The organism is Subdoligranulum sp. DSM 23681 (assembly GCF_057005535.1).
Window position 1 is genome coordinate 2,622,553 of sequence record NZ_CM168050.1, and the last position, 23,748, is coordinate 2,646,300.

Genomic DNA, 23,748 nt, shown 5'->3' on the forward strand with positions numbered 1-23,748 from the left:
GAGGCAGCTTATGGCAAACAGGGTATTCCAAAATGTGGTCTACCAGATGAAGGACGCGATCGACCGCGTTGTGGGTGTGGTGGATGAAACGGGGGCTGTGATCTCCTGCTCCGAGCTGGGGCAGATCGGCGAAGTGCGGGAAGGCTTTGCGGCCAGCCGGCTGACGGCGGGGGATGCCTTTGTCAAGGACGGCTACGCCTATCACCAGTTCTCCAATGCCAAGCACAACGATTATGCCGTCTTTGTGGAGGGCAGCGATACCACCGCCAGCCAGTTCGCAGCGCTGCTGTCCATCAGCCTGCAGAGCATCAAGCAGTACCACGACGAGAAGTTCGACAAGACCAACTTCATCAAGAACGTGGTGCTGGACAATATCCTGCCCGGCGATATCTACGCCAAGGCCCGGGAGCTGCATTTTGTGTCCGATGTGCAGCGGGTTGTCCTGCTCATCCGTGTCACCAGCGGCAATGATATTTCCGCCTATGATGTGGTCAGCGGCCTGTTCCCGGACAAACAGAAGGACTTCGTCTTCAATATCAGCGAGAGCGATACCGTTCTGGTCAAGGAAATCCGCCCCGACACCAGCACCCGGGATATGGAAAAGCTGGCGGCCTCCATCGTGGACAACCTGCAGGGCGAGCATTACATTAAAGCCGTGGTGGGCATCGGTACCCCCATCGGCAACATCAAGGACCTGGCGGCCAGCTTCAAGGAAGCCCAGATCGCCATGGAAGTGGGCAAGGTTTTCGATACCGAAAAGCAGGTCATCTCCTACGATCATTTGGGCATTGCCCGCCTGATCTACCAGCTGCCCACCACCCTGTGCGAAGCCTTCCTGCATGAAGTCTTCAAGCAGGACAGCATCGACAGCCTGGACTCCGAAACGCTGTTCACCATCCAGCGCTTCTTTGAGAACAACCTCAACGTGTCCGAAACCAGCCGCGGCCTGTTCGTGCACCGCAACACCCTGGTTTACCGTCTGGAGAAGATCAAGAAGCTCACCGGCCTTGATCTGCGCAAGTTCGATGATGCCATCGTATTCAAGGTGGCCCTGATGGTCAAGAAGTATCTGTCCGCAAATCCGGCCAAATACTGAGAATCATACCTTTCCGGCGCTCCGCTCCTTTGGATCGGAGCGCTTTTTCTTGTGCTCCGTTTTTGCTGTGCCGCAGGCCCGAAAAATCCGTTCAGGATAAAAGAAGGCGCCTTTCCCAAATTTTACAAACTTATCACAATTGCCGGTCTGTACCGCGAAAATCACGTTTGTACAAGAGAAGTCAGCCTGCGGCAATCTTGACGCAGGCAGGGATTCATGGTACATTAGTATCTGTATCGTTCTGCCCGTTTTGGGGGCAGGGAAGTGTCGAGAAGCGCAGGAGAATGCCATGATTCAATTTGAACACGTATCCAAAGTGTATGAAACGCAGAGCGACGAGAACGTCGCCCTCGAAGATATCAATATCCAGATCGAAGAAGGGGAATTCGTCTTTATCCTGGGCCATTCCGGCGCGGGCAAATCCACCTTCCTCAAGCTCATGCTCATGGAAGAAAAGCCCACCGAAGGCAAGGTCTTCATCAACGGCCAGGATCTGACCAAGCTGCGCCGCCGCAAGGTGCCCTACATGCGCCGCCAGATGGGTGTGGTGTTCCAGGACTTCCGCCTGATCCCCACCATGACCGTGTATGAAAATGTGGCTTTTGCCATGCGCGTGACCAATATTTCCACCAAGGTCATCAAGAACCGGGTTCCCTTTGCCCTGAGCCTGGTGGGCCTGGAAGACAAGATGGATCGTCTGCCGGACGAACTTTCCGGCGGTGAGCAGCAGCGTGTGGCGGTGGCCCGTGCTCTGGCCCACGGCCCCAAGCTCATCATTGCCGACGAGCCCACCGGCAACATCGACCCCGAAATGAGCATGGACATCATGCAGCTGTTCGAGGCCATCAACAAAGTACATATCACCGTGGTGGTGGTCACCCATGAACACGAACTGGTGCAGAAACTGGCCAAAAAGTACAACAACCGTGTCATCACCCTGGCCCACGGGCAGGTTGCCTCGGATACTTCCCACCCGGAAGTGGCCGAAGAGTATGAAGCCCGCATGCGGGAAATGGGCATGGAACCGACTTATCTGTAAGGGGGCTAGATGATGCGTTTTTCCAGTTTTACTTATCTGGTGGGGCAGGGCCTGCACAATATGCGGGCCAACCGCCTGATGACCTTTGCCTCCATGGGCGTGCAGATCGTCTGCATGATCCTGGTGGGCGCGGCGCTGCTGTTCGGCATGAACATCGACGCCATGGTGGACTATATCGGCGAACAGAATGAAAGCTATGTCTACTTGGTGGACGGTCTGTCCGATGAGCAGATCACCGCGGCCGGCGACGCCATCAAGGCGGTACCGGGGGTGGTTTCGGTCACCTATATATCGCCCACCGACGTGCTGACAGAGTTTGACGGCATGCTCCAGAACTACACCAACCTGATGGACACCTTCTCGGAGGACAACCCCTTCCACTCCATGTACAAGGTGGTGGTGGATGATGTTTCCAACATCGACGCCATCATTGAACAGCTCCGGGTCATTGAGAATGTGGAAAGCGTCAGCGCCACCCGGGAACTGTCCAAGCTCTTTGTCTCTATCCAGCGGGTGGTCAACTACGTCAGCTATGGCCTGGTGGCGGTGCTGGCCCTGGTCAGCATCGTGGTGATCAACAACACCATCCGCCTGACCGTCTTTGCCCGCCGCAAGGAGATCGGCATCATGAAGCTGGTGGGGGCCACCAACGGCTTTATCCGGTTTCCCTTCTTTGTGGAGGGCGTTACCTCTGGTCTGATCTCCGCGGCTGTTTCTTCCGGCGTGGTCTGCAGCGCCTATTATGCCCTCTACCGCTGGTACCTGGAAAACCCGTCCAACCTGTCCAACCTGCTGGGCGGCACCCTGGTCCCGCTGGAAAGTGTGTGGTATTACATCGTCATCGGCTTTGTGGCCTTTGGCTTCGTCATGTGCGGTATCGGTACCGCCACCAGCATCCGCAAACACCTGAACGTCTGACCCCTACGGTGGAGGAATTCCAAAACATGATCTCTCTTGCAGTGAAAAAACACATCCGTCAGGCTGCCACCCTGGCCCTCACCCTGGTGATGGCCACGGCCCTGGTTTTCCAGGCGGCCACGCCGGCTTACGCCGACGACAAACAGAAGGAGCTGGAAGACAAGAAAAATCAGCTCCAGCAGGAATTGGAAGACATCAAAAACCAGCAGTCGGCCAACCAGGAAAACCTGGAAAATGCCCAGGACCAGAAAGAACAGCTGGAAGCCAAGAACACCGAACTGAAGCAGGAAGTGAAACAGATCTCCAACCAGCTGGATGATATCAAGACCAAGATTGGTGAGACCGAGGACGCCATCACTGCCAAGCAGGAGGAAGTGGACCAGAAGCAGGCCGAATTTGACGCCCGCTGGGATGGGTTCAAGGAGCGCATGAGCAGCATGCAGATGCTCCATTACAGCGGCGGCATTGATATTCTGTCCAATGCCACCAACCTGTTTCAGCTGCTCAACTTCACCCAGGCCCTGGCCGATATCTCCGAAAAGGACGAGGAAATCTGCCAGGAACTGGATGATGAGAAGGCCGAACTGAACCAGCAAAAACAGGAACTGGAAGATTCCAAGGCGCAGCTGGAAGCCCAGGAAGCGACCCTGGCCGACAGCCAGAACCAGCTGAACAGCAAGATCGATGAGCTGGTGGCCAATATCCAGCAGCAGGACGCCACCATCAGCGAGGCGGAAGCCCGGGCCCAGGCCCTGGCCGCCGCCGAAAGCGACAAGCAGGCCGAATTCAACAAGGCGGCGGATGAATTGGACTCCTACCTTCGGTCCCTCATCCAGAACAGCAGCGGCGGTACCAACGCCACCCTGTCCTGCTCTCTGCATTTCATCTGCCCGCTGGACAGCTACAAGTACATTTCCTGTGAGTACGGCAGCAACGGCCACAAGGGCCGTGACTACGCTGCCCCCGGCGGCACCCCCATCAAGGCGGTGGCTTCCGGACAGGTCATCACGGTGGACAGCCATTACAGCTACGGCTACTATGTCATGATCTACCATGGCACTGCCGATGACGGCAACAACTATACCACCCTGTACGCTCACATGCGGTCCTGGCCCTCCGTCAGCGTGGGGCAGACTGTTTCCCAGGGCGATGTGATCGGCTACGTGGGCTCCACCGGTAACTCCACCGGCAACCACCTGCACATTGAGCTGCGCCAGAACGGCGCCCGCATCAACCCGGCCCTGTATATCCCGTCGTAATTGTATGTTAGGAGGCGTTCCCATGGAAAATCATCACAAGACCGGTATCCGCGTGGTTTGTCTGGTCATCGCGGTGCTGATGGTTGCGGGTCTGTTTTCCTCGGTCGTTTATTCCCTGGTCTGATCCTACCGCCAAGACTGTGGCAGACGGCTTTGTTCCGCCTGCCGGATAAGGAGATTACCTGATTCATGAGCAGAAAAGTCAACCTGGCCGTGGCCGCCACCGTCACCCTCATCGCAATGGCCGTGACCTTCTCGATCACCATGGTCGTGTCCATGGATATGTTCAACAGCACCGTTTCCAGCGTCAAGAACAAGGAACGGATGTACAACAAACTGTCCGAGATCGACCGCTATGTGCGCGATAATGAATACTTCGACATCAATGAGGACACCCTCAACGATACCATTGCTTCCGGCTACATGCTGGGCATCAGCGATAAGTATGCCCGCTACTATTCCGCCAAAGCCTACACCGAAAAGGTGGGCGTGGAGACCGGGCGCCTGATGAACATCGGCGTGTCGGTGGTCAAGGATTCCTCCTCCGGTTACGCCCGTATCATCCGGGTGTACAGCAACAGTCCGGCCAGTGAGATCGGCCTGCAGGTGGGCGGTTTCATCACTACCATCGGGGACACCAGCGTGCGCACCATGACCGATACCGCCGCCATCAACTCCGCCCTGCTGGGGGAGGAAGGCACCACCGTCAGCATCACCTATCTGAACCCGGACCGCCAGGAACAGCCTGCCGTGGAACTGGTGCGCTCCAACTACACCACCAACACGGTTTTCACCCAGATGACCGGTGACGGCTGCGGCTATGTGTGCATTGATGCTTTTGCATCCACCACCGGCACCGAGTTCCGTACCGCGGTGGAAGACCTGATCAACCAGGGGGCCAAGGCGCTGGTCTTTGATCTGCGCAACAATACCGGCGAATCCCTGGATGCCGCCCTGGTGGCTGCCGACTACTGTGTGCCCGCCGGCCTGATGGCCCAGAGTCAGGCCAAGGACGGTACCCTCACCGACCTGCGTATCTCGGATGACCATGAGATCACCGTTCCCATGGTCTGTCTGGTCAACGGCAGCACCGCCGGCGGCGCCGAACTGTTCGCCAATGCCCTGCGCAAGATGGCCGGCGCCAGCATTGTGGGTACCACCACCGCCGGTAAGGGCGTGGTGCTCAGCGAGCCCCAGAGTTTCTCCGACGGCAGTGCCGCGGTCATCACCATTGGTATGCTGCTGGACAACGAAGGCCAGACCTGGAACGGTACCGGCCTGACCCCGGATGTGGAAGCCGCCCTGACGGCCGACGAGCAGAACAGCTACTATGACTTCACGGTGGATACCGACCCGCAGATCAACAAGGCCGTGACCTCGGTCATGGCCATGGTCGGGTAAGGGAGGCGGACCTATGCCGGTTTTGACCGACCTTTCCACCATCCGCGACCTGTGCGCGCGGTATGACTTTGCCTTGTCCAAGGGCTTTGGACAGAACTTCATCATCAACCCCGGCATCTGTCCCCGCATTGCCGAAGAGGCGGGCATCGGCCCCGGCTGGGGTGCCCTGGAAGTGGGCCCCGGTATCGGTGTCCTCACCGAACAGCTGGCCAAGCGGGCCGACAAGGTGGTTTCGGTGGAGGTGGACAAGCGACTGGAACCCCTGCTGGCCGAGACCATGGCCGGGTACGACAACTTCAAGCTGGTCATGGGGGATGTGCTCAAGGTAGACCTGGCGGCTTTGCTGAAGGAAGAATTTGGCGACCGCCCGGTGGCTGTCTGCGCCAATCTGCCCTACTACATCACCAGCCCCATTCTCATGCGCCTGCTGGAAGAGAAACTGCCGGTGGAGAACATTACCGTCATGGTGCAGAAGGAGGCCGCACAGCGCCTGTGTGCCGCCCCCGGCACCCGGGAAGCCGGGGCCATCAGCTACGCTGTGGCCTACTACTCCACCCCCAAAATGCTTTTCACGGTGCAGCCGGGGAGCTTTTACCCGGCGCCCAAGGTCACCAGCGCGGTCATCCGGCTGGATGTCCACAAGCAGCCCGCTGTGGAGGTCCCCGACGGGGACGAGGCCGGACTGTTCCGGCTGATCCGGGCGTCCTTCTCCCAGCGCCGCAAGACCATCGCCAACGTGGTGGCCTCCGGACTGAACCTGCCCAAGCCTCAGGTGCTGGAAGCGCTGCAGGCTGCGGGCCTGGATGCCCGCCTGCGCCCCGAACAGCTGACACTGCAGGATTATTGCCGCCTGCTGGGCACACTGCGCGGTTGACACCGCCGCCGGACCATGATACAATAATATGGTTCCCGCTGGCATAGCTCAATTGGCAGAGCAGCTGATTTGTAATCAGCAGGTTGCAGGTTCGATTCCTGTTGCCAGCTCCATCACGCCGCAAGCAATTACGCTTGCGGCGTGTTTTTTGTTAGGGAAGGAACAAGAAAAAAACGGTAAAAAATAAACCCGGCCCCGGAATGACGATCCATTCCGGGGCCGGGTCTTTTCAGAATTTATTTGGTTTCGACGTCTTTGGGCAGCAGTCCGTATACCTCGTACAGGGTCAGCACATCCTGCAAACTCAGCTTTCGGGCAAACAGCTGGCGGTAGGTGGCGGTTTTGACCTTGCCTTCCAGCTTCATCTTGTCCATGCGGGCGGTGGTTTCGGCGTACTGCTTCTGCACAGCTGCCAGCATGGCCTCAAAGGCGGCCAGACGCTCTGCCTCACTCACAGCAGCGTCACCCCCGCAGCTTCACAGACGCTGCGGGTCTCTTCATCCCACAGGCTCACCTGGACTTCGCCCACATGGGCCTTGCCCAGCAGCAGCATGCACAGACGGCTCTGGCCGATGCCGCCGCCCATGGTCAGGGGCAGCTGGCCATTCAGCAGCATCTGGTGGAAGGGCAGTTCCGACCGCTCGGGGCAGCCCGCTTCCGCCAGCTGACGGCGCAGGGCAGCAGCATCCACCCGGATGCCCATGCTGGACAGTTCCAACGCGCAGCCCAGGGGCTTGTGCCAGAACAGGATATCGCAGTTCAGGGTCCAGTCGTCGTAGTCGGGGGCGCGGCCGTCATGGACCTGGCCGGACGCCAGCTTGCCGCCGATCTGCATGATGCAGACGGTGCCGTGCAGCCGGGTGATCTCGTTTTCCCGCTCTTTCGGGGTCAGGTCGGGGTATGTGTCCTCCAACTCCTGGGTGGTGATGAAGGTGACCTCTCGGCCCAGGCGGACCTTTTTCAGCTCCGGGAACTTCCAGCGCAGCTCGTCGGCAGTGGCACACACCGCGTCCACAATGTCCCGCACCGTGTCTTTCAGGAAGGGGATGGTGCGCTGCTTTTCGGTCACCACCCGTTCCCAGTCCCACTGGTCCACATAGATGCTGTGCAGGTTGTCGGGGGTCTCGTCCCGACGAATGGCGTTCATATCGCACACCAGGCCCTGCCCGGGGCGGAATCCATACTTGGCCAGAGCAAACCGTTTCCACTTGGCCAGACTGTGTACCACCTCGGCCTCCTCGTCCAGGCAAGGAACGTCAAAGCGCACAGGGCGTTCCACGCCGTTCAGATCGTCGTTCAGGCCGCTGCCGTGGAGCACGAACAGGGGCGCGGTGACCCGTTTCAGGTGCAAAGCGGCGCACAGCTTTTCCTGAAAGATGGTCTTGATCAGGCCGATGGCCTTCTGGGTGTCGTACAAGCCCAGAAGGCTCTTGTAGTTCTGCGGGATCTGCGTGTTGGACATCTTCATTTTCCTCCTTTATGTGTCTGCTCAAGCCGGGGCAAACTGGCTCTGGTACAATTGGGCATAGAAGCCGTTCTTGGCCAGCAGTTCCTCATGGGTACCGCTCTCGATGATGCTGCCGCTCTTCATCACCAAAATCCGGTCGGCATTCTTGATGGTGGACAGGCGGTGGGCCACAATAAAGCTGGTGCGGCCCTTCATCAGTTCCTCAAAGGCATCCTGCACCAGTACCTCGGTGCGGGTGTCGATGCTGGAAGTGGCCTCATCCAGGATCAGGATGGGCGGGCGCCGCAGCATGACCCGGGCAATGCAGAGCAGCTGACGCTGTCCGGCGCTCAGGTTGTCCCCGTCCTCGGCGATCATGGTGTCGTAGCCCTGGGGCAGGCGGCAGATGAAGCTGTGGGCCCGGGCTTTCTTGGCGGCGGCAATGATCTCCTCCCGGCTGGCGTCCGGCTTGCCGTAGGCAATGTTCTCGGCCACGGTGCCGCATTTCAGCCAGGTCTCCTGCAGCACCATGCCCAGGTTGGCACGCAGGGAATCCCGGGTCACCGTGTCGATGGGATGGTCGTCCACCTTCAGGGAACCGCCGTTGATCTCATAGAACCGCATGAGCAGGTTGACCAGGGTGGTCTTGCCGCAGCCGGTGGGGCCCACCAGGGCGATGCGCTGCCCGGGCCAGACCCGCAGGTTCATGTCCTCTATCAGGGGGACCTCCGGCACATACCGGAACTTCACATGCTCAAAGGCGACCCGGCCTGCACCCTGACGCAGCTCCACCGCGTCGGGGGCATCGGGAGTGATGGGGGGCTCGTCAATCAGGTCGAACACCCGCTGGGCACAGGCCAGGGCGTTCTGCAGCTCGGTCATGACGCTGGAGATGTCGTTGAAAGGCTTGGTGTACTGGTTGGCGTACTGGAGCAAAGCGGACAGATTGCCCGCGGTGATGCCCCCCGCAATGGCAAAGAGGGCGCCCAGCACCCCCACCGCCGCATACACCAGAGAGTTGACAAAGCGGGTGCAGGGGTTGGACAGGGAAGAGTAGAAGGTGGCCCGCAGCCCGCAGGACTGCAGATCCAGGTTGATGCGCTCGAACCGTTCCTCGGCACGGCTCTCGTACCCGAAAGCCCGCACCAGATGCTGGTTGCCCACCAGTTCTTCCACCAGACCGGTCATCTCGGCCCGGGTCTCGCTCTGGACCCGGAACATGGAGTAGGTGTGCTGGGCAATGAACTTGGCCACGAAGATGGAAAGGGGGGTCAGCAGCACTACCACCAGGGTGATGCGCCAGTCGATGGACAGCATGAAGATCAGGGTGACCAGAATGGTCAGCACGCCGGTAAACAGCTGGGTGAAGCCCATGAGCAGACCGTCGGAGAACTGTTCCACGTCGGTGGTCAGCCGGCTGATGGTCTCACCGGGACGGTGGGCATCAATGTAGCGCAGGGGCAGTTCCTCCATATGGCGGAAGGCCCGCACCCGGATGTCCCGCACCACCTGGAAGGTGATGCGGTTGTTGATCAGGCTCATGAGCCACTGACTCACCGAGGTCACGCAGACCACGATGCCCAGCTGAATGGCCAGCTTGACCAGACCAGGCAGATCCACCTGACCGGGACCCAGGATCAGGTCCACGCCCAGGCCGGTGAGAATGGGGGCGTACAGGGTGGTGATGACCGTCACGGCGGCCAGAATCAGGGAAATCAGCACCAGCAGGCGATAGGGGGCAATCAGTTTCAGCACCCGGCGGATGGTATCCCGGCTGGCGGTTTGTTTGGCCTTGCTCATACGGTTTTCTCCACCTCCTCCCGGGAAAGCTGGCTCAGGCAGATCTCCCGATAGACTTCGCAGGTTTTCAGCAGCTCGGCATGGGTGCCGCTGCCTGCCAGAGCACCATCGTCCAGCACCAGAATCCGGTCGGCGCGCTGTACCGCCGTGGCCCGCTGGGACACGATGAACACCGTCATGCCGGAGGTCTTTTCTTTCAACGCCTTGCGCAGGGCCGCGTCGGTGGCGTAGTCCAGGGCCGAGGCGCTGTCATCCAGAATCAGGACGGCGGGGTGGGGGACCAGCGCCCGGGCAATGGTCAGGCGCTGACGCTGGCCGCCGGAAAAGTTGCGTCCGGCGGTCTCCACCGGCTCATCCAGCCCCTTCGGCTTGCCCCGGACGAAGTCCGCTGCCTGGGCAATCTCCAGCGCCGCCCAGATCTGTTCGTCGGTGGCGTTGGGGCAGGCCCAGCGCATGTTGTCCCGGATGGTGCCGGTGAAGAGCACCGCCCGCTGGGGCACCACCCCGATCATGGTGCGCAGCTGGGCAAAGGGATACTGCCGCACATCATGGCCGTACAGTTCCACCTTGCCTTCGGTAGCGTCGTAGAAGCGGGCAATCAGATTGACCAGAGTGCTCTTGCCGCTGCCGGTACCGCCGATGACGCCGATGGTCTGCCCGCTCATGGCCCGGAAATCCAGGTCGGTCAGGCTGGGGGCACCGGCGTCCTTGTAGGTGAAGGTCACATGGTCAAAAGTCACCGCCGGGGCACCCTCCGCGGGAGCCAGCTCCTTGGCCCCGGATTCAGCCGGGTCGGGCATGCCGGTGGGGGTCTTCAGCAGTTCATTGACCCGGATACCGCTGGCCAGGGCCCGGGTCACCGAGATGACCAGATCGGCCATGCGCAGCAGGTTGGTCAGAATCTGGTTCATGTAGCTGATCAGGGCGATGATCTCACCCTGGGTCAGGGCTCCGTCATTGACCAGGGCGCCGCCCCGGACCAGCACCACAATGATGCCGAAGTTGACGATGAGATAGGTCATGGGGTTCATCAGGGCGGAGATGCGTCCCGCTGTGGTCTGGACTTTTTTCAGGGTATCGTTGGTTTTGGTGAAATCCCGGATCTCGTCCTCCTGACGGGAGAAAGCCCGCACCACACGGGTGCCCACATAGTTCTCCCGGGTCAGCAGGGTGACCTTGTCCAGCATGCTCTGGGCCTGGTGATAGCGGGGCACGGTGATGCGCATGATGAGATAGATCACCAGGGAGATCAGCACGGTGACCAACAGGAACCAGGCGGTCATCTGGGGGCTGATGGACAGGGCCATGATCAGCGCGCCGATGACGATGAAGGGGGACCGCAGCAGCAGACGCAGGGTCATGTTGACGCCGTTCTGCAGCTGGTTGATGTCACTGGTCATGCGGGTGACCAGTGTCGGGGTGCCGATGCCGTCCAGCTCGGTGTAAGAAAGGGTGTTGATGTGGTGGTACAGGTCCCGGCGCAGCGCCGTGCCGTATCCCAGAGCGGTCTTGGCGGCAAAATACTGGGCTGTCACGCTGGAAGCCAGTCCCACCACGGCCAGCAGTACCAGCAGCCCGCCCTGGCGGGCAATCTGGCCCACGTCCCGGTTCTGGATGCCGGTGTCCACGATGGCAGCCACCACCAGCGGCACCAGAAGCTCAAAGCAGGCTTCCAGCATCTTGAACAGGGGCGCCAGGACGGTTTCCCGTTCGTAGCCTTTGAGATAACGCAGCAATCTGTGCATGCTTTCCCCACCTTTGTATAAAAAATGCAGAAATATTATACCACGCATACCCGCATTTGTCAGCGCTTTTGCCCGGTTTCGATGATTATTTGCCCGCTGCCCGCCTATACTGGTTGTAGTTTATTCACACAGCGGGCACGCCGTTTTGGCGCGCCGAAAGGGGAGTCATATGCTGTATTTTCATAAAGGTTTGTCCTGCTCCGCCGCCCGCACGGTGGGGCGGGCTTTGTCTCTGGCAGGGCAGCAGGGCTGTACCGCCGCCGACACCGGCCACCTGCTGCTGGCCATGCTACAGACCGCCCAGGGGCCGGCAGCGGATTTCCTGCGCCGCAAAAACATCAGCGAAACCACCCTGCGCAGCTGTCTGGCAGGGCGGGTGTGTACCGGCCGCAGCATCCGCCTGAGCCGGCGGGACCTGGCCCCCGAGATGAGCAAGGCTCTGGAATTTGCGGTGCTGGGCGCCCACGCGGCCCGGGTACCCCGGGCGGAAAATGAGCATCTGCTCTGTGCCATGCTGGAGGACTGTGCCTGTACGGCCAGTGTGTGGCTGGCCTCGCTGGGAGTGGAAGTGCCCCAGGCGGCGCGGGAGTGCCGCCAGCTGTCCGGACAGCTGATCCTGCCTTCCGGCACTCCCCGCATGAGCACCAGCCGGGGCAGCAAACCCAGCGAAAAGTATGGCCGGGACCTGACCCGTCTGGCCCAGGAAGGGCGCCTGGACCCGGTTCTCTGCCGGGACAAGGAGCTGGACCGGATGATCGAGATCCTCTGCCGCCGCCAGAAGAACAATCCCTGCCTGCTGGGGGAGCCGGGTGTGGGCAAAAGTGCCCTGGCCGAAGCGCTGGCCCAGCGCATCGCCGCCGACCAGGTGACCCAGAGCCTGCGGGGACGGCGGGTGCTGGCCCTGGACATGGCGGCCATGGTGGCGGGCACCAAGTACCGCGGCGACTTTGAGGAGCGGTTCAAAAGCCTGCTGGAGGAACTCTACCGGGACCGTATGACCATCCTCTTCATTGACGAGATCCATGTGATCGCCGGGGCCGGCGCCGCGGAAGGTGCCATCGACGCGGCCAGCATTCTCAAGCCCATGCTGGCCCGGGGCGAACTGCAGCTCATCGGGGCCACCACGCCGGAAGAATATCGCAAGACCATCGCCAAGGATACGGCCCTGGACCGCCGCTTCGGCAAGGTGATGGTGGAGGAGCCGGTCCCGGCGGATGCCGAGACCATCCTGCGGGGACTCATGCCCCGGTATGAGCGGTATCACGGAGTCACCATCCCGCCGGCAAGCATTCATGCGGCGGTGGAACTGAGCGTGCGGTACCTGCCGGGACGGTACCTGCCGGACAAGGCCATCGACCTGCTGGATGAGGCCGCCGCTGCGGCCCGCATTGCCAGTGCGGAAAAAGGCGGCAGTCCGGCGACCCTGACGCCCCAGGACATTGCCCGGGTGGTCAGCAAGGCCAGCGGGGTGCCGGCCCAGCGGGTGGGGGAGGCCGAGCGGGAGCGGCTGGAACAGCTGGAAAGCCGCCTTTCCGCCGAGGTCGTCGGCCAGCCCCGGGCGGTGCACGCGGTGGCCGCCGCCATCCGCCGCAGCCGCACCGGCCTGCGGGAAGCGGGGCGTCCCATCGGTGCCATGCTGTTTTTGGGGCCCACCGGGGTGGGCAAGACCCAGCTGGCCCGCACCCTGGCCAAGAACTGGTTCGGCAGTGAGAAGGCCCTGCTGCGCTTTGACATGTCGGAGTATATGGAACAGCACACGGTGGCCCGCCTCATCGGTTCGCCACCGGGGTATGTGGGCCATGAGGAGGGCGGCCAGCTCACCGAAGCCGTGCGCCGCCGCCCCTACAGCGTGGTGCTCTTTGATGAGATTGAAAAGGCCCACGGGGATATCCAGAACATCCTGCTGCAGATCCTGGAAGATGGCGTGCTCACCGACGCCCAGGGCCGTAAGGCGGACTTTTCCAACACCATCATCCTGCTGACCTCCAATCTGGGCGCCCGGTGCCTGGTGGGGCAGTCAGCCCCCCTGGGCTTCGGTACCGCGGCCGAGGATACCGCCCGCCGCAGCAAGCAGGCGCTGCAGGAAGCCAAGGAATATTTCCGCCCTGAACTCATGGGCCGTCTGGACGATGTGGTGGTCTTTGACCCGCTTGGTCCGGCCCAGCTGGCAGCCATTGCAGGCAAGCTGCTCACCGAACTGGAAGAGCGGGCTGCCCGACAGGGGTATACCCTGCGCCACACGCAGGCCGCTGCCGCGGCTTTGGCAGGCAGCGAAGTGCCGCCTTACGGGGCCCGGGACCTGCGCCGCAAGGTGAGCAGGGCGGTGGAGCAGGCTCTTGCCGACCGCATTGCCGATGGTACCGCCCATCCGGGCGTGACCTACACCGCCGACGCCGATGCCGACGGCCGCATCATCCTCAGCGACAGCAATCTGGCCGCCTGCGTATAAAAAAGAAGTGCCTTCCTTTTTAATAAGGGAAAGCACTTCTTTGTTTTTATGGCTTGTACAGGAACCTCACAGGTTCTGGACCTTGAATTCCTGTTCGCAGTAGATGCAGCGGTACCGTCCGCTGGGGGTCAGGGCAAAGATGTGGTCGCAGCCTTCCTCCAGAGAGGTGATGCAGCGGGGGTTGGTGCACTTGATCACATTCACCAGCTGCTTGGGCTGCTCCGGCCGGACCTTGCGGGTCACATGGCCGTTCTCGATGTAGGTGATGGTGATCTGGGGGTCCAGATAACCCAGCACATTGAAGTCCAGGCTCTGGATGTCGCCCTCGATCTTGATGATGTCCTTCTTGCCGCTCTTCTGGCTGCGCACGTTCTGCAGCAGGGCCACGCTGGCGTCGCTGAGCTTTTCCAGCTCCATCAGGTGGTACAGCGCCAGACCGGTGCCGGCGGTGATGTGGTCAATGACCACGCCGTTCTGGATTTCGTCGATGTTCAGCATTCGAAAGCCACCTCCCCGGTCTTGGGGTCTTTCAGACCCAGCAAAGTCATAATCAGTGCCATGCGCATGTATACGCCGTTCTGTGCCTGCTCAAAGTAGGCGGCGCGGGGATCATCATCCACATCCAGGGTGATCTCGTTCACCCTGGGCAGGGGATGGAGCACCGCCATGTCGGCGGGGGCCTGGGCCAGCTTGGCCTTGGTCAGCACATAGCTGTTCTTCAGGCGGACGTAGTCTTCCTCATTGAAGAAGCGTTCCCGCTGCACCCGGGTCATGTACAGGATGTCCAGCTGGGGCAGGGCTTCTTCCAGGCTGCGGGTCTCCACATAGGGGATGCCCTTGGGGTCCAGCACCTCGGTCAGGATGTAGTCCGGCACCCGCAGCTCTTCGGGGCTGATGAGCACGAACTTCATGTTCGGCCAGCGGGACAGGCTCTTGATCAGGGAATGAACGGTGCGCCCGAACTTCAGGTCTCCGCAGAAACCGATGGTCAGTCCGTCCAGATGCCCTTTGCGGCGGCGGATGGTCATCATGTCCAGCAGAGTCTGGGTGGGATGGCTGTGTCCGCCGTCGCCCGCATTGATGACCGGAATCCGGGAATACCGCGCAGCCCGCAGGGGGGCGCCTTCCTTGGGATGGCGCATGGCGGCAATGTCCGCATAGCAGCTGACGATGCGGATGGTGTCCGCCACCGTCTCGCCCTTGGAAGCGCTGGAAACCCCTGCATCCGGGAAGCCCAGCACCTGGCCGCCCAGGTTCAGCATGGCGGCCTCAAAGGAAAGCCGGGTACGGGTGGAGGGTTCATAGAACAGCGACGCCAGACGCTTGCGGTACGCCACGTCCTTGTAGGCGGCCGGGTCGTCATGAATACGGTCCGCCAGGTCCAGCAGACGCAGCGTCTCCTCGTAGGTGAAATCAAGCGGATCGATCAGGTGTCTCATGGGCAACAACCTTTCCTTTCCTGTTTCTGGTTTGAACGTACAGCCCAAGGCCGCCGACCCTGTGTCCGGGGAAACCCCGTTCGCAGAAGCGGCGGCCTGTAAGCCTCACCTATTCTACAACTATACGAGCTTGCGCACAAGAGCAAAATCAAAAAAATCTGTGTAAAGGGTCTTGCTGCGCACCACCGGACGGCACAGGCGGGAATAACAGGTCTCTTCCAGTTCCAGCAGGGCCTTGTCCGGACTCAGTCCCAGCAGCCGCCGCACGGCGGTCTCCCCGGGCACCGCATGCAGTCGGGCCACCGTGCTGGTGGTCTGGATGTCACAGTGATCCTGGAGGACATCAAAGATGGGCCGGCTGAAGTCGATCCCGTCCAGACGCCCGCCGAAAAGGGCCAGGGGCATCACGTCGGTACAGAACAGCACCGGAATGTCGTCGGCCAGCATCCGCTTGCCCACCACCAGAACCGTCTCTCCGGCCTGCAGTCCCAGGACCCCGGCCAGCTCGGTGTCGGCGGTCTGCCGGGTCACCATGACATGGTCCGTGTGGGGGATGCGCCCCATGGCCTCGATCATCTTGTGGAATTCCATCTTCTGGTCCATGCGGTGGGCCAGGTGGACCACATCCCGGTTCACCACCGTGCCGATGCCCCGCACCCGCTCCAGGTATCCGCCCCGCTCCAGTTCGCTCAGGGCATCCCGCACCACCGTGCGGCTCACCCCCAGTCGGGCGGCCAGTTCCAGTTCCGGCGGCAGACGGTCCAACCCGGCATAGGCACCGTGGGCCATCTCTTCCAGCAGACGGTCCACCACCCGGGCTGAAATCAGCGCCCCGCCCAGCAAGGTGGGGTTCTTTGCGTGCTGTTCCAACCTCACGCCTCCTCTTTCTTTGCTTTGCCGTTCTTTTTGGCGTACCGGCACACATCAGCCAGACAGCACCTGTCGCAGTAGGGCTCGGTGCGGGCGGTGCAGACAGCCCGACCATGGTACACCAGCCGGTGGCAGAAATCACTGCCTTCCTCCGGCGGAATGATCTTCCACAGGGCCATTTCCACCTTCTTGGGCTCCTTGACCCCTTCATCCACCAGCCCGATGCGCCCGCACAGGCGGATGCAGTGGGTGTCGGTGACGATGGCCGGCTTGCCGAACACATCTCCCATGATCAGGTTGGCACTCTTGCGGCCCACACCGGGCAGGGCCAGCAGCGCGTCGAAGTCGTCCGGCACCTTGCCGTCATATTTGTCCCGCAGCATCCGCATGCAGGCGGAAATATCCCGGGCCTTGCTGCGGCCCAGCCCGCAGGGTTTCACAATGGCTTCGATCTCTTCCGGTTCGGCGGCGGCCAGGGCCTGCACATCGGGATATTTGGCAAACAGGTCCTTCACCACCACGTTCACCCGTTCATCGGTACACTGGGCAGCCAGACGCACCTCCACCAGCAGCTCCCAGGCATGGTCATAGTCCAGGGTGCAGTCCGCCAGAGGATATTCTTCTTTCAGCCGCTGAATGCAGATGGCGGCCAGTTCTTTTTTGGTCATGAGGGTCTCTCGCTTTCCAAGGGTATTACTTTATCTGCCTTGATTCTACCATTTTAATCGTCTATAATGCAAGGGTAAGTCACGTATTTGCGAAAAAGGGAGAATTTTTCATGGAACCACTGGCACAGCGTCTGCGCCCGCGCACCCTGGCCGAAGTCTGCGGCCAGCGTCATCTGCTGGGGGAAGGGAAGGTCTTCCGCCGTACCCTGGAAGCCGCGCAGGCCTCCGGCCGCATCCCCAACATGATCTTCTACGGCCCTTCCGGCGTAGGCAAGACCACCGTGGCCAGCATCATTGCGGCCAACAGCGGTATGCGGCTGCATAAACTCAACGGCACCACCGCCTCCACCGCCGATATCAGGACGGTGCTGGGGGAGATCGGCACCCTCCACGCCTCCGGCGGAATTTTGTTATACCTGGACGAAATACAATATTTCAACAAGCGGCAGCAGCAAAGCCTGCTGGAGTGCATTGAGGAGGGCACGGTCACCCTCATTGCCTCCACCACCGAAAACCCCTACTTTTATATCTATAACGCCCTGCTGTCCCGGTGTACCGTCTTTGAGTTCAAGTCCCTGACCCCGGAGGATATTGCCACGGGGCTGGAAAATGCCGCCCGACGCCTGGGCGAGGAGGACGGCATCCCGGTGCGCATCGAACCGGACGCCCTGCCTTATCTGGCCGAGAGCGCCGGCGGGGATATGCGCAAAGCCCTGGGCAACCTGGAATTTGTGGTCACCGCGGCGCCTCAGGTGGACGGAACCCGCGTTGTAACGCTGGATATGGCCAAACAGGTGGCCCGCCGCACCGCCATGCGGTACGACAAGCAGGGGGACGACCACTACGACATCATTTCGGCCTACCAGAAGTCCATGCGCGGCTCCGACCCGGACGCAGCCCTGCATTATCTGGCCCGCCTGCTGGAAGCAGGGGACCTGCCCTCCGCCTGCCGCCGGCTCATGGTCACGGCCTGTGAGGATGTGGGGTTGGCCTGGCCCCAGATCATTCCCATCGTCAAGGCGGCGGTGGATGCTGCCAACATGCTGGGGCTGCCCGAAGCCCGCCTGCCTTTGGCGGATGCGGTGGTCCTGGTGGCCACTGCCCCCAAATCCAATACAGCCCACGATGCCATCAACGCAGCCATGGCCGACGTGCAGGCCGGGAAGGGCGGACCCATCCCCCGTCAGCTGCAGAACAAACATTACGATGGCGAGGATGCCGCCGTCAAGGGACAGCACTACAAATATCCCCATGACTGGCCGAACCATTGGGTCTACCAGCAGTATTTACCGGATGCGTTGAAGGACAAAACCTACTACCATTTTGGTGATAATAAAACAGAACAGGCAGCCGCCCAATACTGGAAACGGGTGAAAGGCCAGGACCGGAAGTAATGTGGGCGTCCCTGTTACAATTGTGAAAACAAAACAAACACTTTTTACCGATGTGTCGAAAAAATGTGCGCCGCCGGACAACAGCTTGACCGGCGGTGCCTTTTTTTGGAATGCTGCGGACAAATCGTGGCAGAAACTGGTATAATTTTCGGCTTTATTCACGGAAAAGTGTTGACAAAGGACAATAAAATTCAGTAGAATAAAAACGTGTGAGGGGATCTGTCCATTGTTATGGACGGGCAAAAATTCACTTTTATAAGGAGAACTCCCATGCGTTATTCTCATCAGCGCGAATTGATCCTGCGCGAGGTGCTCGGCCGCACCGATCATCCCACCGCAGAACAGATCTGCACTTCTCTGCGGACCGAATGTCCGCGCCTGAGCCTCGGCACCGTTTACCGTGATCTCAATACCCTGGTGGAGATCGGCAAGGTCCGCCGTGTTTCCATCCCCGGCGAGGCCGACCGGTTTGACGGTCAGGTGGAACAGCATCAGCATCTGTGGTGCCGCAAGTGCCATCAGGTGGAAAGTTTGTATATTGAACCGGAAAAACTCAGTGAACTGGTCAAGTCCTGTCCCGGTATTGTGGCCGAGGACTGGAGCCTGACCGTGTTCGGTCTTTGTAGTAAATGCGCGGCCGAAGAAAGCCAGTGAACTGTACGGTGCCCGATTGCGGAGGTCACAACGGTTTGCACCCGCGGGCCATGGTCCGGTGGCAGCGGGAGGCGGAAAATTTCGGATTGCCAGCGTCGGAGCAAAGTGTTCTTTGCCCCGGCGATTTTTTATACGTTTTTTGTCTGTATTCCAGGGTCAGTCCCGGGCGGTGATTTGTTTCTTTGAACAAATTGCCGCTTTTTGTATGCCAAAAGGCTTACATATCTGATATAAGTGTGCTACAATAAAATTTATGCCTGTTTCAGGGAAAGGACAGGCGCTGTATTTTTCGTTTTGGAATCATAAAGGGGAAACGTATATGGCAATTGTAGATACTTTTGGAGAAAAAGTTGAACAACTGAGCAATACCAACCGGACCCGGGCCCGCTGGCTGCTCAAGACCGGGTGGGAAGCCCAGAATCTGAAATTCAAACTTATGCCGGACAAGCGGCTGATCCCGGCGGACCGGTATCTGGCAGGCATGATGATGGATGCCATGCTCAAGCCGCTGCAATGCCCGGACCAGTGTGCGGTGGTCAGCGTGTTCACCCCCTGCGAACTGCTGCAGGAGGTAGGGCTGAACCCCTACAATACCGAAGCCATGTCCTGCTATCTGTCTGCCAGCAAGGTGGAGCGAGGCCTTTTGCAGCAGGCGGAAAACAGCGGCATTGCCGAAACCCTGTGCAGCTACCACAAGACCTTTTTCGGTGCGGCCCAGAAAGGCCTGCTGCCCCGGCCCAAGTGCATCGTGTATACCAACGTCATGTGTGACGCCAACATGCTGACCTTCCGGGCTCTGTCCAACCTGTACAAGGTGCCGCTGTTTTCTCTGGATGTGCCTTTGCAGCAGAATGAGGACAATGTCCGCTATGTGGCCGAGCAGCTCAAGGCTCTGGCGGCTTTCCTGGAAAGGAACACCGGCAGAAAGATCGACGAAGCTTCGCTGTCCCAGCGCCTGGAACGCAGCAAGCGCACGCTGGAAAAGTTCGGCCGTTTCCAGGAAGAAAAAGCCGACCGGTATATTCCGGCAGACCTGGTCAGCCCGCTGTACTGCGGCATGACCAACAACATCCTCATGGGCACGCCCCAGGAGGAAAAGTTTGTGGATATGCTGCTCCGGGATGTGAAGAAGGCCCCGGCCAAGAAGGGCAAGCGCATTTATTGGATGCACACCATTCCCTTCTGGTCCGACGCCGTGCGCCAGGAACTGTGCTTCAATGAAAAAGCCCAGATCGTGGGCTGTGAGCTCAGCCAGGTGTGTGAACCGGACTTTGACCCCGCCGATCCCTACATGGCCATGGCCCATCGCCTGGTCTACCATGCCCTCAACGGCAGCGTGAACCGCCGCATCGAAGCCGGTATCTGCCATGCCAAGCAGACCAAGGCCGACGGCGTGGTGTGGTTCAACCACTGGGGCTGCAAGCATACCATGGGCGCTGCCCAGCTGGCCAAAAAGAAGTTTGAGGAAGCAGGCCTGCCCCTGCTGATCCTGGATGGCGACGGCTGTGACCGCAGCCACGGCGGCGAGGGCCAGACCTCCACCCGTCTGGGGGCTTTCCTGGAAATGCTCAACGGCGACAAGGTGTGAAAGGGGAGAGGAAGATGAGCAACAAACTGTATTACGTCTGCAAATATACGCCCATCGAGCTGCTGGAAGCGCTGGGGGCCGACTGTGCCAGCCTGAACGAGATGCCCGAAGGATTTGAACATGCCGACCAGATCGCCCATCCCAACATCTGCGGCTTCGGCAAGGCGGTGCTGGAACAGGTCATCAGCGAGCATGTGAAGGAGCTGGTCATCGTCAACTGCTGCGACACCATCCGCAGCGTCTACGATATTCTGGCCGACAGCGGCAAGCTGGACTTTCTGTATATCATGGACATGCCCCATGACAACGGCTCCTGCGGCCGGGAACGCACCGTGACCCAGCTCAAGGGTCTGGCCAAGGCTTACAGTGAATACAAGGGCACCACCTTTGATGAGGCTGCTTTCCGCAAGGCCTTCCGCCCCAAGGAACGGCTGAACGAACCCTACATCAGCGTGCTGGGCGCCCGCATGGGCAACGAACTGTTCGATGTGGTCCGCCAGACCATGCCTTATCCGGTGGAGAACGACACCTGCGTGAACAACCGTTCCGCCGGCAATGAGGAACCCCCCGAAACCTCTGATTTTGACGAGCTCATGGATTGGTACGCCGGCGCTCTGCTGCGCCAGCTGCCCTGCATGCGCATGATCGACAACACCGGCCGCAAGCAGCTGTACAACAACCCCAATCTGAAGGGCATCATCTATCACACCGTCAAGTTCTGTGATTTTTACAGCTTTGAGTACGCCCAGATCAAGCGGGAAGCCGCCGTGCCCCTGCTGAAGATCGAATCCGACTATTCGCTGCAGAACAGCGGGCAGCTCTCGACCCGACTGGAAGCATTTGCCGAGAGCATCACCGCCGAATGGCAGAAAGGGAAGGAAAAGAAGATGGGAAAAGGATATTTTGCAGGTATTGACAGCGGCTCCACCAGCACCGACGTGGTCATTCTGGACAAGGACCAGAAGATCGTGACCGGCATCATTCTGCCCACCGGCGCAGGTGCCGCCGCCGGCGCCGAGCGCGCCTTGGAAGAAGCCCTGAAGGAAGCCCACCTCCAGCGGGAGGACATCGACGCCATGGTCACCACCGGCTACGGCCGCACTGCCATCACCGAGGGCGACAAGAGCATCACCGAGATCACCTGCCACGCCCGGGGCGCCCATTTCCTGGATCCTTCGGTGCGCACGGTGGTGGACATCGGCGGTCAGGACAGCAAGGTCATCCGTCTGGATGAGAACGGCGCCGTGGTCAACTTTGTCATGAATGACAAGTGCGCCGCCGGTACCGGCCGCTTCCTGGAGATGATGGCCCGCACCATGGAGATGAGCCTGGACGAGATGAGCCACAAAGGCCTGAAGTACAAGGAAGACATCACCATCTCCAGCATGTGCACCGTCTTTGCGGAATCGGAGGTCGTCTCTCTGATTGCTCAGAACAAGGACACCGACGACATTGTTCACGGCCTAAACAAGGCGGTGGCATCCAAGACCGCCGCCCTGGCCAAGCGCGTGGGCGGGGAGGAACGCTACATGATGACCGGCGGCGTTTCCAAGAACGAAAGCCTGGTCAAGACCCTGGAAGAAAAGTTGGGCACCACCCTGGTGGTGGACGAGCGCGCCCAGCTGTGCGGCGCCCTGGGCGCGGCCCTCTTCGCCATGGATATGGTGGAAAAGGACTGACCCTTCCGCCGGAAAGCAACCAAAAAAGGACACCGTCCGGTGGGACGGTGTCCTTTTTGCTTACTTAAACTTACACAGCAGAGGCTTCCCGGCTCTGCGCGGCAGGTCTCGGGCACAGGGCGGGCAGCGGCGCACCCCGGGGCGTGAGCAGGGCGCAGGGCAGCAGCAGGATCAGCGGATTGGCGGAGATCAGGAACATCTTGTTTTCCATCAGCAGGTAACACAGCATGGCAAACAGCAGCAGGGTCTCGCCGGTATGGCCGGTCCGGCACAGCCGCCACAGCAAAAGCAGGGTGACGCCTGCCACCAGCACGGCGCCCAGCAGACCCTTGTTCATGATGAGCGCCAGGTAGGTGTTGTCGATGGAATGGTGCACGTCCGCGTCGGTGGCAAAGCCGCCCAGCAGGGTGATGACATTGGGCATGCCAGCATGAAGCCAGGCTTCGGCGCCTTCCTCCGCCGGGTGCAGATAATCAAAGGCCCAGAACACATGATGCCAGATTTCCAGCCGTCCGGAGAAGGCCCGGTTCAGCAGGGACAGTTTCGGCGTCAGGTCGGAGGCGCCCGGATCGAAAAGATATCCCGTTACCAGGCTGAACACCGTCAGCAGGGGATACAGGGCCAGCACCACAAAGTGCCACACACGGCTCTCAAAAAAGCGGGGCAGCAATTTCTGTGCCGCAAACAGCAAAAGCAGCAGGAGCATGGCAATGCCGGCGCCCCGGCACAGAGGAACGATCAGGGTGTAGGCGGCCAGCGCAGCCAGACCGGCCCAGTCGAACCAGCGCAGCCGGGGCCAGCGCAGCCATCCCCAGGCAAAAAACACGCCCAGCAGTCGGGCGCCGTAGCCATTATAATGTCCGTAGCCGTAATCCCAGTTGCGGGCATACATATTGAAGGGCATCAGCGGGGTGGTGTAATGCAGCAGCTGTACCAAAACAAGACAGACGGCGGCTGTGCCCAGGTAGACCCGCAGGGCAGTGCGCAGGTCCACATCCTTGGCACCCAGCCCCACGAGGACTGCCAGCAAAAACCAGATGTCATCTCCCCGCAGGGAGGCAAAGGCCGCATACACCACCGCAGCACAGCCCACGACCCATTGCCAGCGGCGTTCATACCGGGTCAGAAACAGACATTTGATGACCAGCAGCAAAGTGCCGGCTCCGGTCAGGCCCAGGCGGGCCAGATGACTGAAGGCGGGCAGTGTACTTTGTATGTTGGAGCTGAATACCTCCGAAAGAATCAGCAACAGGGCGATGGCGGTGCAGTAGACGCGTTGGCCCGTCAGGGGACGGTTGTCCAGAAACGGGAAACGGCGCTGTGACAGAGCAACAGGCATCGCGGTCCTCCTTTCCCGCGGAATTCTCCGCAGATCGCTATTCATTATAGCATGGCCCATCCCAAAAGAAAACCCGGCCGGACAGGCCT

20 protein-coding genes and 1 tRNA gene are annotated in these 23,748 nt (G+C 60.3%); 12 read left to right on the forward strand and 9 right to left on the reverse strand.

Translation table 11 applies throughout. From position 1 onward, the window contains the following. The first annotated feature begins 10 nt into the window (after positions 1–10). From AC127K_RS12070 to AC127K_RS12100, 7 genes are all read left to right on the forward strand, one after another. The gene (locus tag AC127K_RS12070; protein ID WP_294542994.1) at positions 11–1,096 is read left to right on the forward strand and encodes a PucR family transcriptional regulator; all 1,086 of its coding nucleotides are present in this window, start codon (positions 11–13) and stop codon (positions 1,094–1,096) included. Positions 1,097–1,385: 289 nt separating this feature from the next. Next, positions 1,386–2,135 (forward strand): cell division ATP-binding protein FtsE, encoded by a 750-nt coding sequence (ftsE, locus tag AC127K_RS12075; protein ID WP_483720791.1) that lies wholly within the window; start codon positions 1,386–1,388, stop codon positions 2,133–2,135. 9 nt (positions 2,136–2,144) lie between these two features. Then, on the forward strand, positions 2,145–3,053 hold the full coding sequence (gene ftsX / locus AC127K_RS12080; protein WP_483720792.1) for a permease-like cell division protein FtsX: 909 nt from the start codon (positions 2,145–2,147) through the stop codon (positions 3,051–3,053). Positions 3,054–3,079: 26 nt separating this feature from the next. Further along, on the forward strand, positions 3,080–4,312 hold the full coding sequence (locus AC127K_RS12085) for a murein hydrolase activator EnvC family protein (protein ID WP_483720793.1): 1,233 nt from the start codon (positions 3,080–3,082) through the stop codon (positions 4,310–4,312). Positions 4,313–4,501: 189 nt separating this feature from the next. Further along, complete coding sequence (locus tag AC127K_RS12090) at positions 4,502–5,713, forward strand: S41 family peptidase (RefSeq protein ID WP_483720794.1); 1,212 nt, start codon at positions 4,502–4,504, stop codon at positions 5,711–5,713. Positions 5,714–5,726: 13 nt separating this feature from the next. Further along, on the forward strand, positions 5,727–6,587 hold the full coding sequence (rsmA, locus tag AC127K_RS12095; RefSeq protein WP_483720795.1) for a 16S rRNA (adenine(1518)-N(6)/adenine(1519)-N(6))-dimethyltransferase RsmA: 861 nt from the start codon (positions 5,727–5,729) through the stop codon (positions 6,585–6,587). 37 nt (positions 6,588–6,624) lie between these two features. Continuing rightward, positions 6,625–6,700 (forward strand) — tRNA-Thr (locus tag AC127K_RS12100). A gap of 123 nt (positions 6,701–6,823) precedes the next feature. On the opposite strand, the gene AC127K_RS12105 is transcribed toward AC127K_RS12100, so the two are convergent. The 4 genes from AC127K_RS12105 to AC127K_RS12120 are packed head-to-tail and all read right to left on the reverse strand — an operon-like array spanning position 6,824 to position 11,579. Next, positions 6,824–7,042, reverse strand: coding sequence for a hypothetical protein (locus AC127K_RS12105; protein WP_294541871.1), 219 nt, complete (start codon positions 7,040–7,042; stop codon positions 6,824–6,826). Beyond that, entirely contained in the window at positions 7,039–8,049 is a 1,011-nt protein-coding gene (gene asnA, locus AC127K_RS12110) for an aspartate--ammonia ligase (protein WP_483720796.1), read from the reverse strand. The genes AC127K_RS12105 and asnA overlap by 4 nt, the downstream gene beginning before the upstream one ends. A gap of 27 nt (positions 8,050–8,076) precedes the next feature. Beyond that, positions 8,077–9,834, reverse strand: a complete 1,758-nt coding sequence (locus tag AC127K_RS12115) for an ABC transporter ATP-binding protein (RefSeq protein ID WP_483720797.1) — start codon at positions 9,832–9,834, stop codon at positions 8,077–8,079. Further along, positions 9,831–11,579, reverse strand: a complete 1,749-nt coding sequence (locus AC127K_RS12120) for an ABC transporter ATP-binding protein (protein WP_483720798.1) — start codon at positions 11,577–11,579, stop codon at positions 9,831–9,833. The genes AC127K_RS12115 and AC127K_RS12120 overlap by 4 nt, the downstream gene beginning before the upstream one ends. A 169-nt stretch (positions 11,580–11,748) precedes the next feature. On the opposite strand from AC127K_RS12120, the gene AC127K_RS12125 reads away from it, so the two are divergent. Beyond that, on the forward strand, positions 11,749–14,028 hold the full coding sequence (locus AC127K_RS12125; protein WP_294541848.1) for an ATP-dependent Clp protease ATP-binding subunit: 2,280 nt from the start codon (positions 11,749–11,751) through the stop codon (positions 14,026–14,028). Between the two features lie 66 nt (positions 14,029–14,094). Here AC127K_RS12125 and AC127K_RS12130 read toward each other — a convergent pair whose 3' ends face one another. The 4 genes from AC127K_RS12130 to AC127K_RS12145 form a co-directional block, all read right to left on the reverse strand. After that, positions 14,095–14,526, reverse strand: coding sequence for an aspartate carbamoyltransferase regulatory subunit (locus tag AC127K_RS12130; RefSeq protein WP_294541845.1), 432 nt, complete (start codon positions 14,524–14,526; stop codon positions 14,095–14,097). Further along, a complete protein-coding gene (pyrB, locus tag AC127K_RS12135) occupies positions 14,520–15,467 on the reverse strand; it encodes an aspartate carbamoyltransferase (protein ID WP_294541843.1) in 948 nt (315 codons plus the stop codon). The genes AC127K_RS12130 and pyrB overlap by 7 nt, the downstream gene beginning before the upstream one ends. Before the next feature lie 120 nt (positions 15,468–15,587). After that, positions 15,588–16,337, reverse strand: a complete 750-nt coding sequence (locus AC127K_RS12140; RefSeq protein WP_483720799.1) for a GntR family transcriptional regulator — start codon at positions 16,335–16,337, stop codon at positions 15,588–15,590. A 2-nt stretch (positions 16,338–16,339) separates the two neighbouring features. After that, the gene (locus tag AC127K_RS12145) at positions 16,340–17,005 is read right to left on the reverse strand and encodes an endonuclease III domain-containing protein (RefSeq protein WP_483720800.1); all 666 of its coding nucleotides are present in this window, start codon (positions 17,003–17,005) and stop codon (positions 16,340–16,342) included. A 110-nt stretch (positions 17,006–17,115) separates the two neighbouring features. On the opposite strand from AC127K_RS12145, the gene AC127K_RS12150 reads away from it, so the two are divergent. The 4 genes from AC127K_RS12150 (at position 17,116) to AC127K_RS12165 (ending at position 22,320) form a co-directional block, all read left to right on the forward strand. Then, complete coding sequence (locus AC127K_RS12150; protein ID WP_483720801.1) at positions 17,116–18,399, forward strand: replication-associated recombination protein A; 1,284 nt, start codon at positions 17,116–17,118, stop codon at positions 18,397–18,399. A 270-nt stretch (positions 18,400–18,669) separates the two neighbouring features. Then, the gene (locus AC127K_RS12155; RefSeq protein ID WP_483720802.1) at positions 18,670–19,053 is read left to right on the forward strand and encodes a Fur family transcriptional regulator; all 384 of its coding nucleotides are present in this window, start codon (positions 18,670–18,672) and stop codon (positions 19,051–19,053) included. A 319-nt stretch (positions 19,054–19,372) separates the two neighbouring features. Then, a complete protein-coding gene (locus AC127K_RS12160) occupies positions 19,373–20,641 on the forward strand; it encodes a 2-hydroxyacyl-CoA dehydratase subunit D (protein ID WP_483720803.1) in 1,269 nt (422 codons plus the stop codon). Positions 20,642–20,655: 14 nt separating this feature from the next. Next, positions 20,656–22,320: an acyl-CoA dehydratase activase gene (locus tag AC127K_RS12165; RefSeq protein ID WP_483720804.1), complete on the forward strand. Its 1,665-nt coding sequence runs from the start codon at positions 20,656–20,658 to the stop codon at positions 22,318–22,320. 70 nt (positions 22,321–22,390) lie between these two features. Here AC127K_RS12165 and AC127K_RS12170 read toward each other — a convergent pair whose 3' ends face one another. Then, complete coding sequence (locus AC127K_RS12170; protein ID WP_483720805.1) at positions 22,391–23,659, reverse strand: hypothetical protein; 1,269 nt, start codon at positions 23,657–23,659, stop codon at positions 22,391–22,393. Positions 23,660–23,748 lie beyond the last annotated feature (89 nt).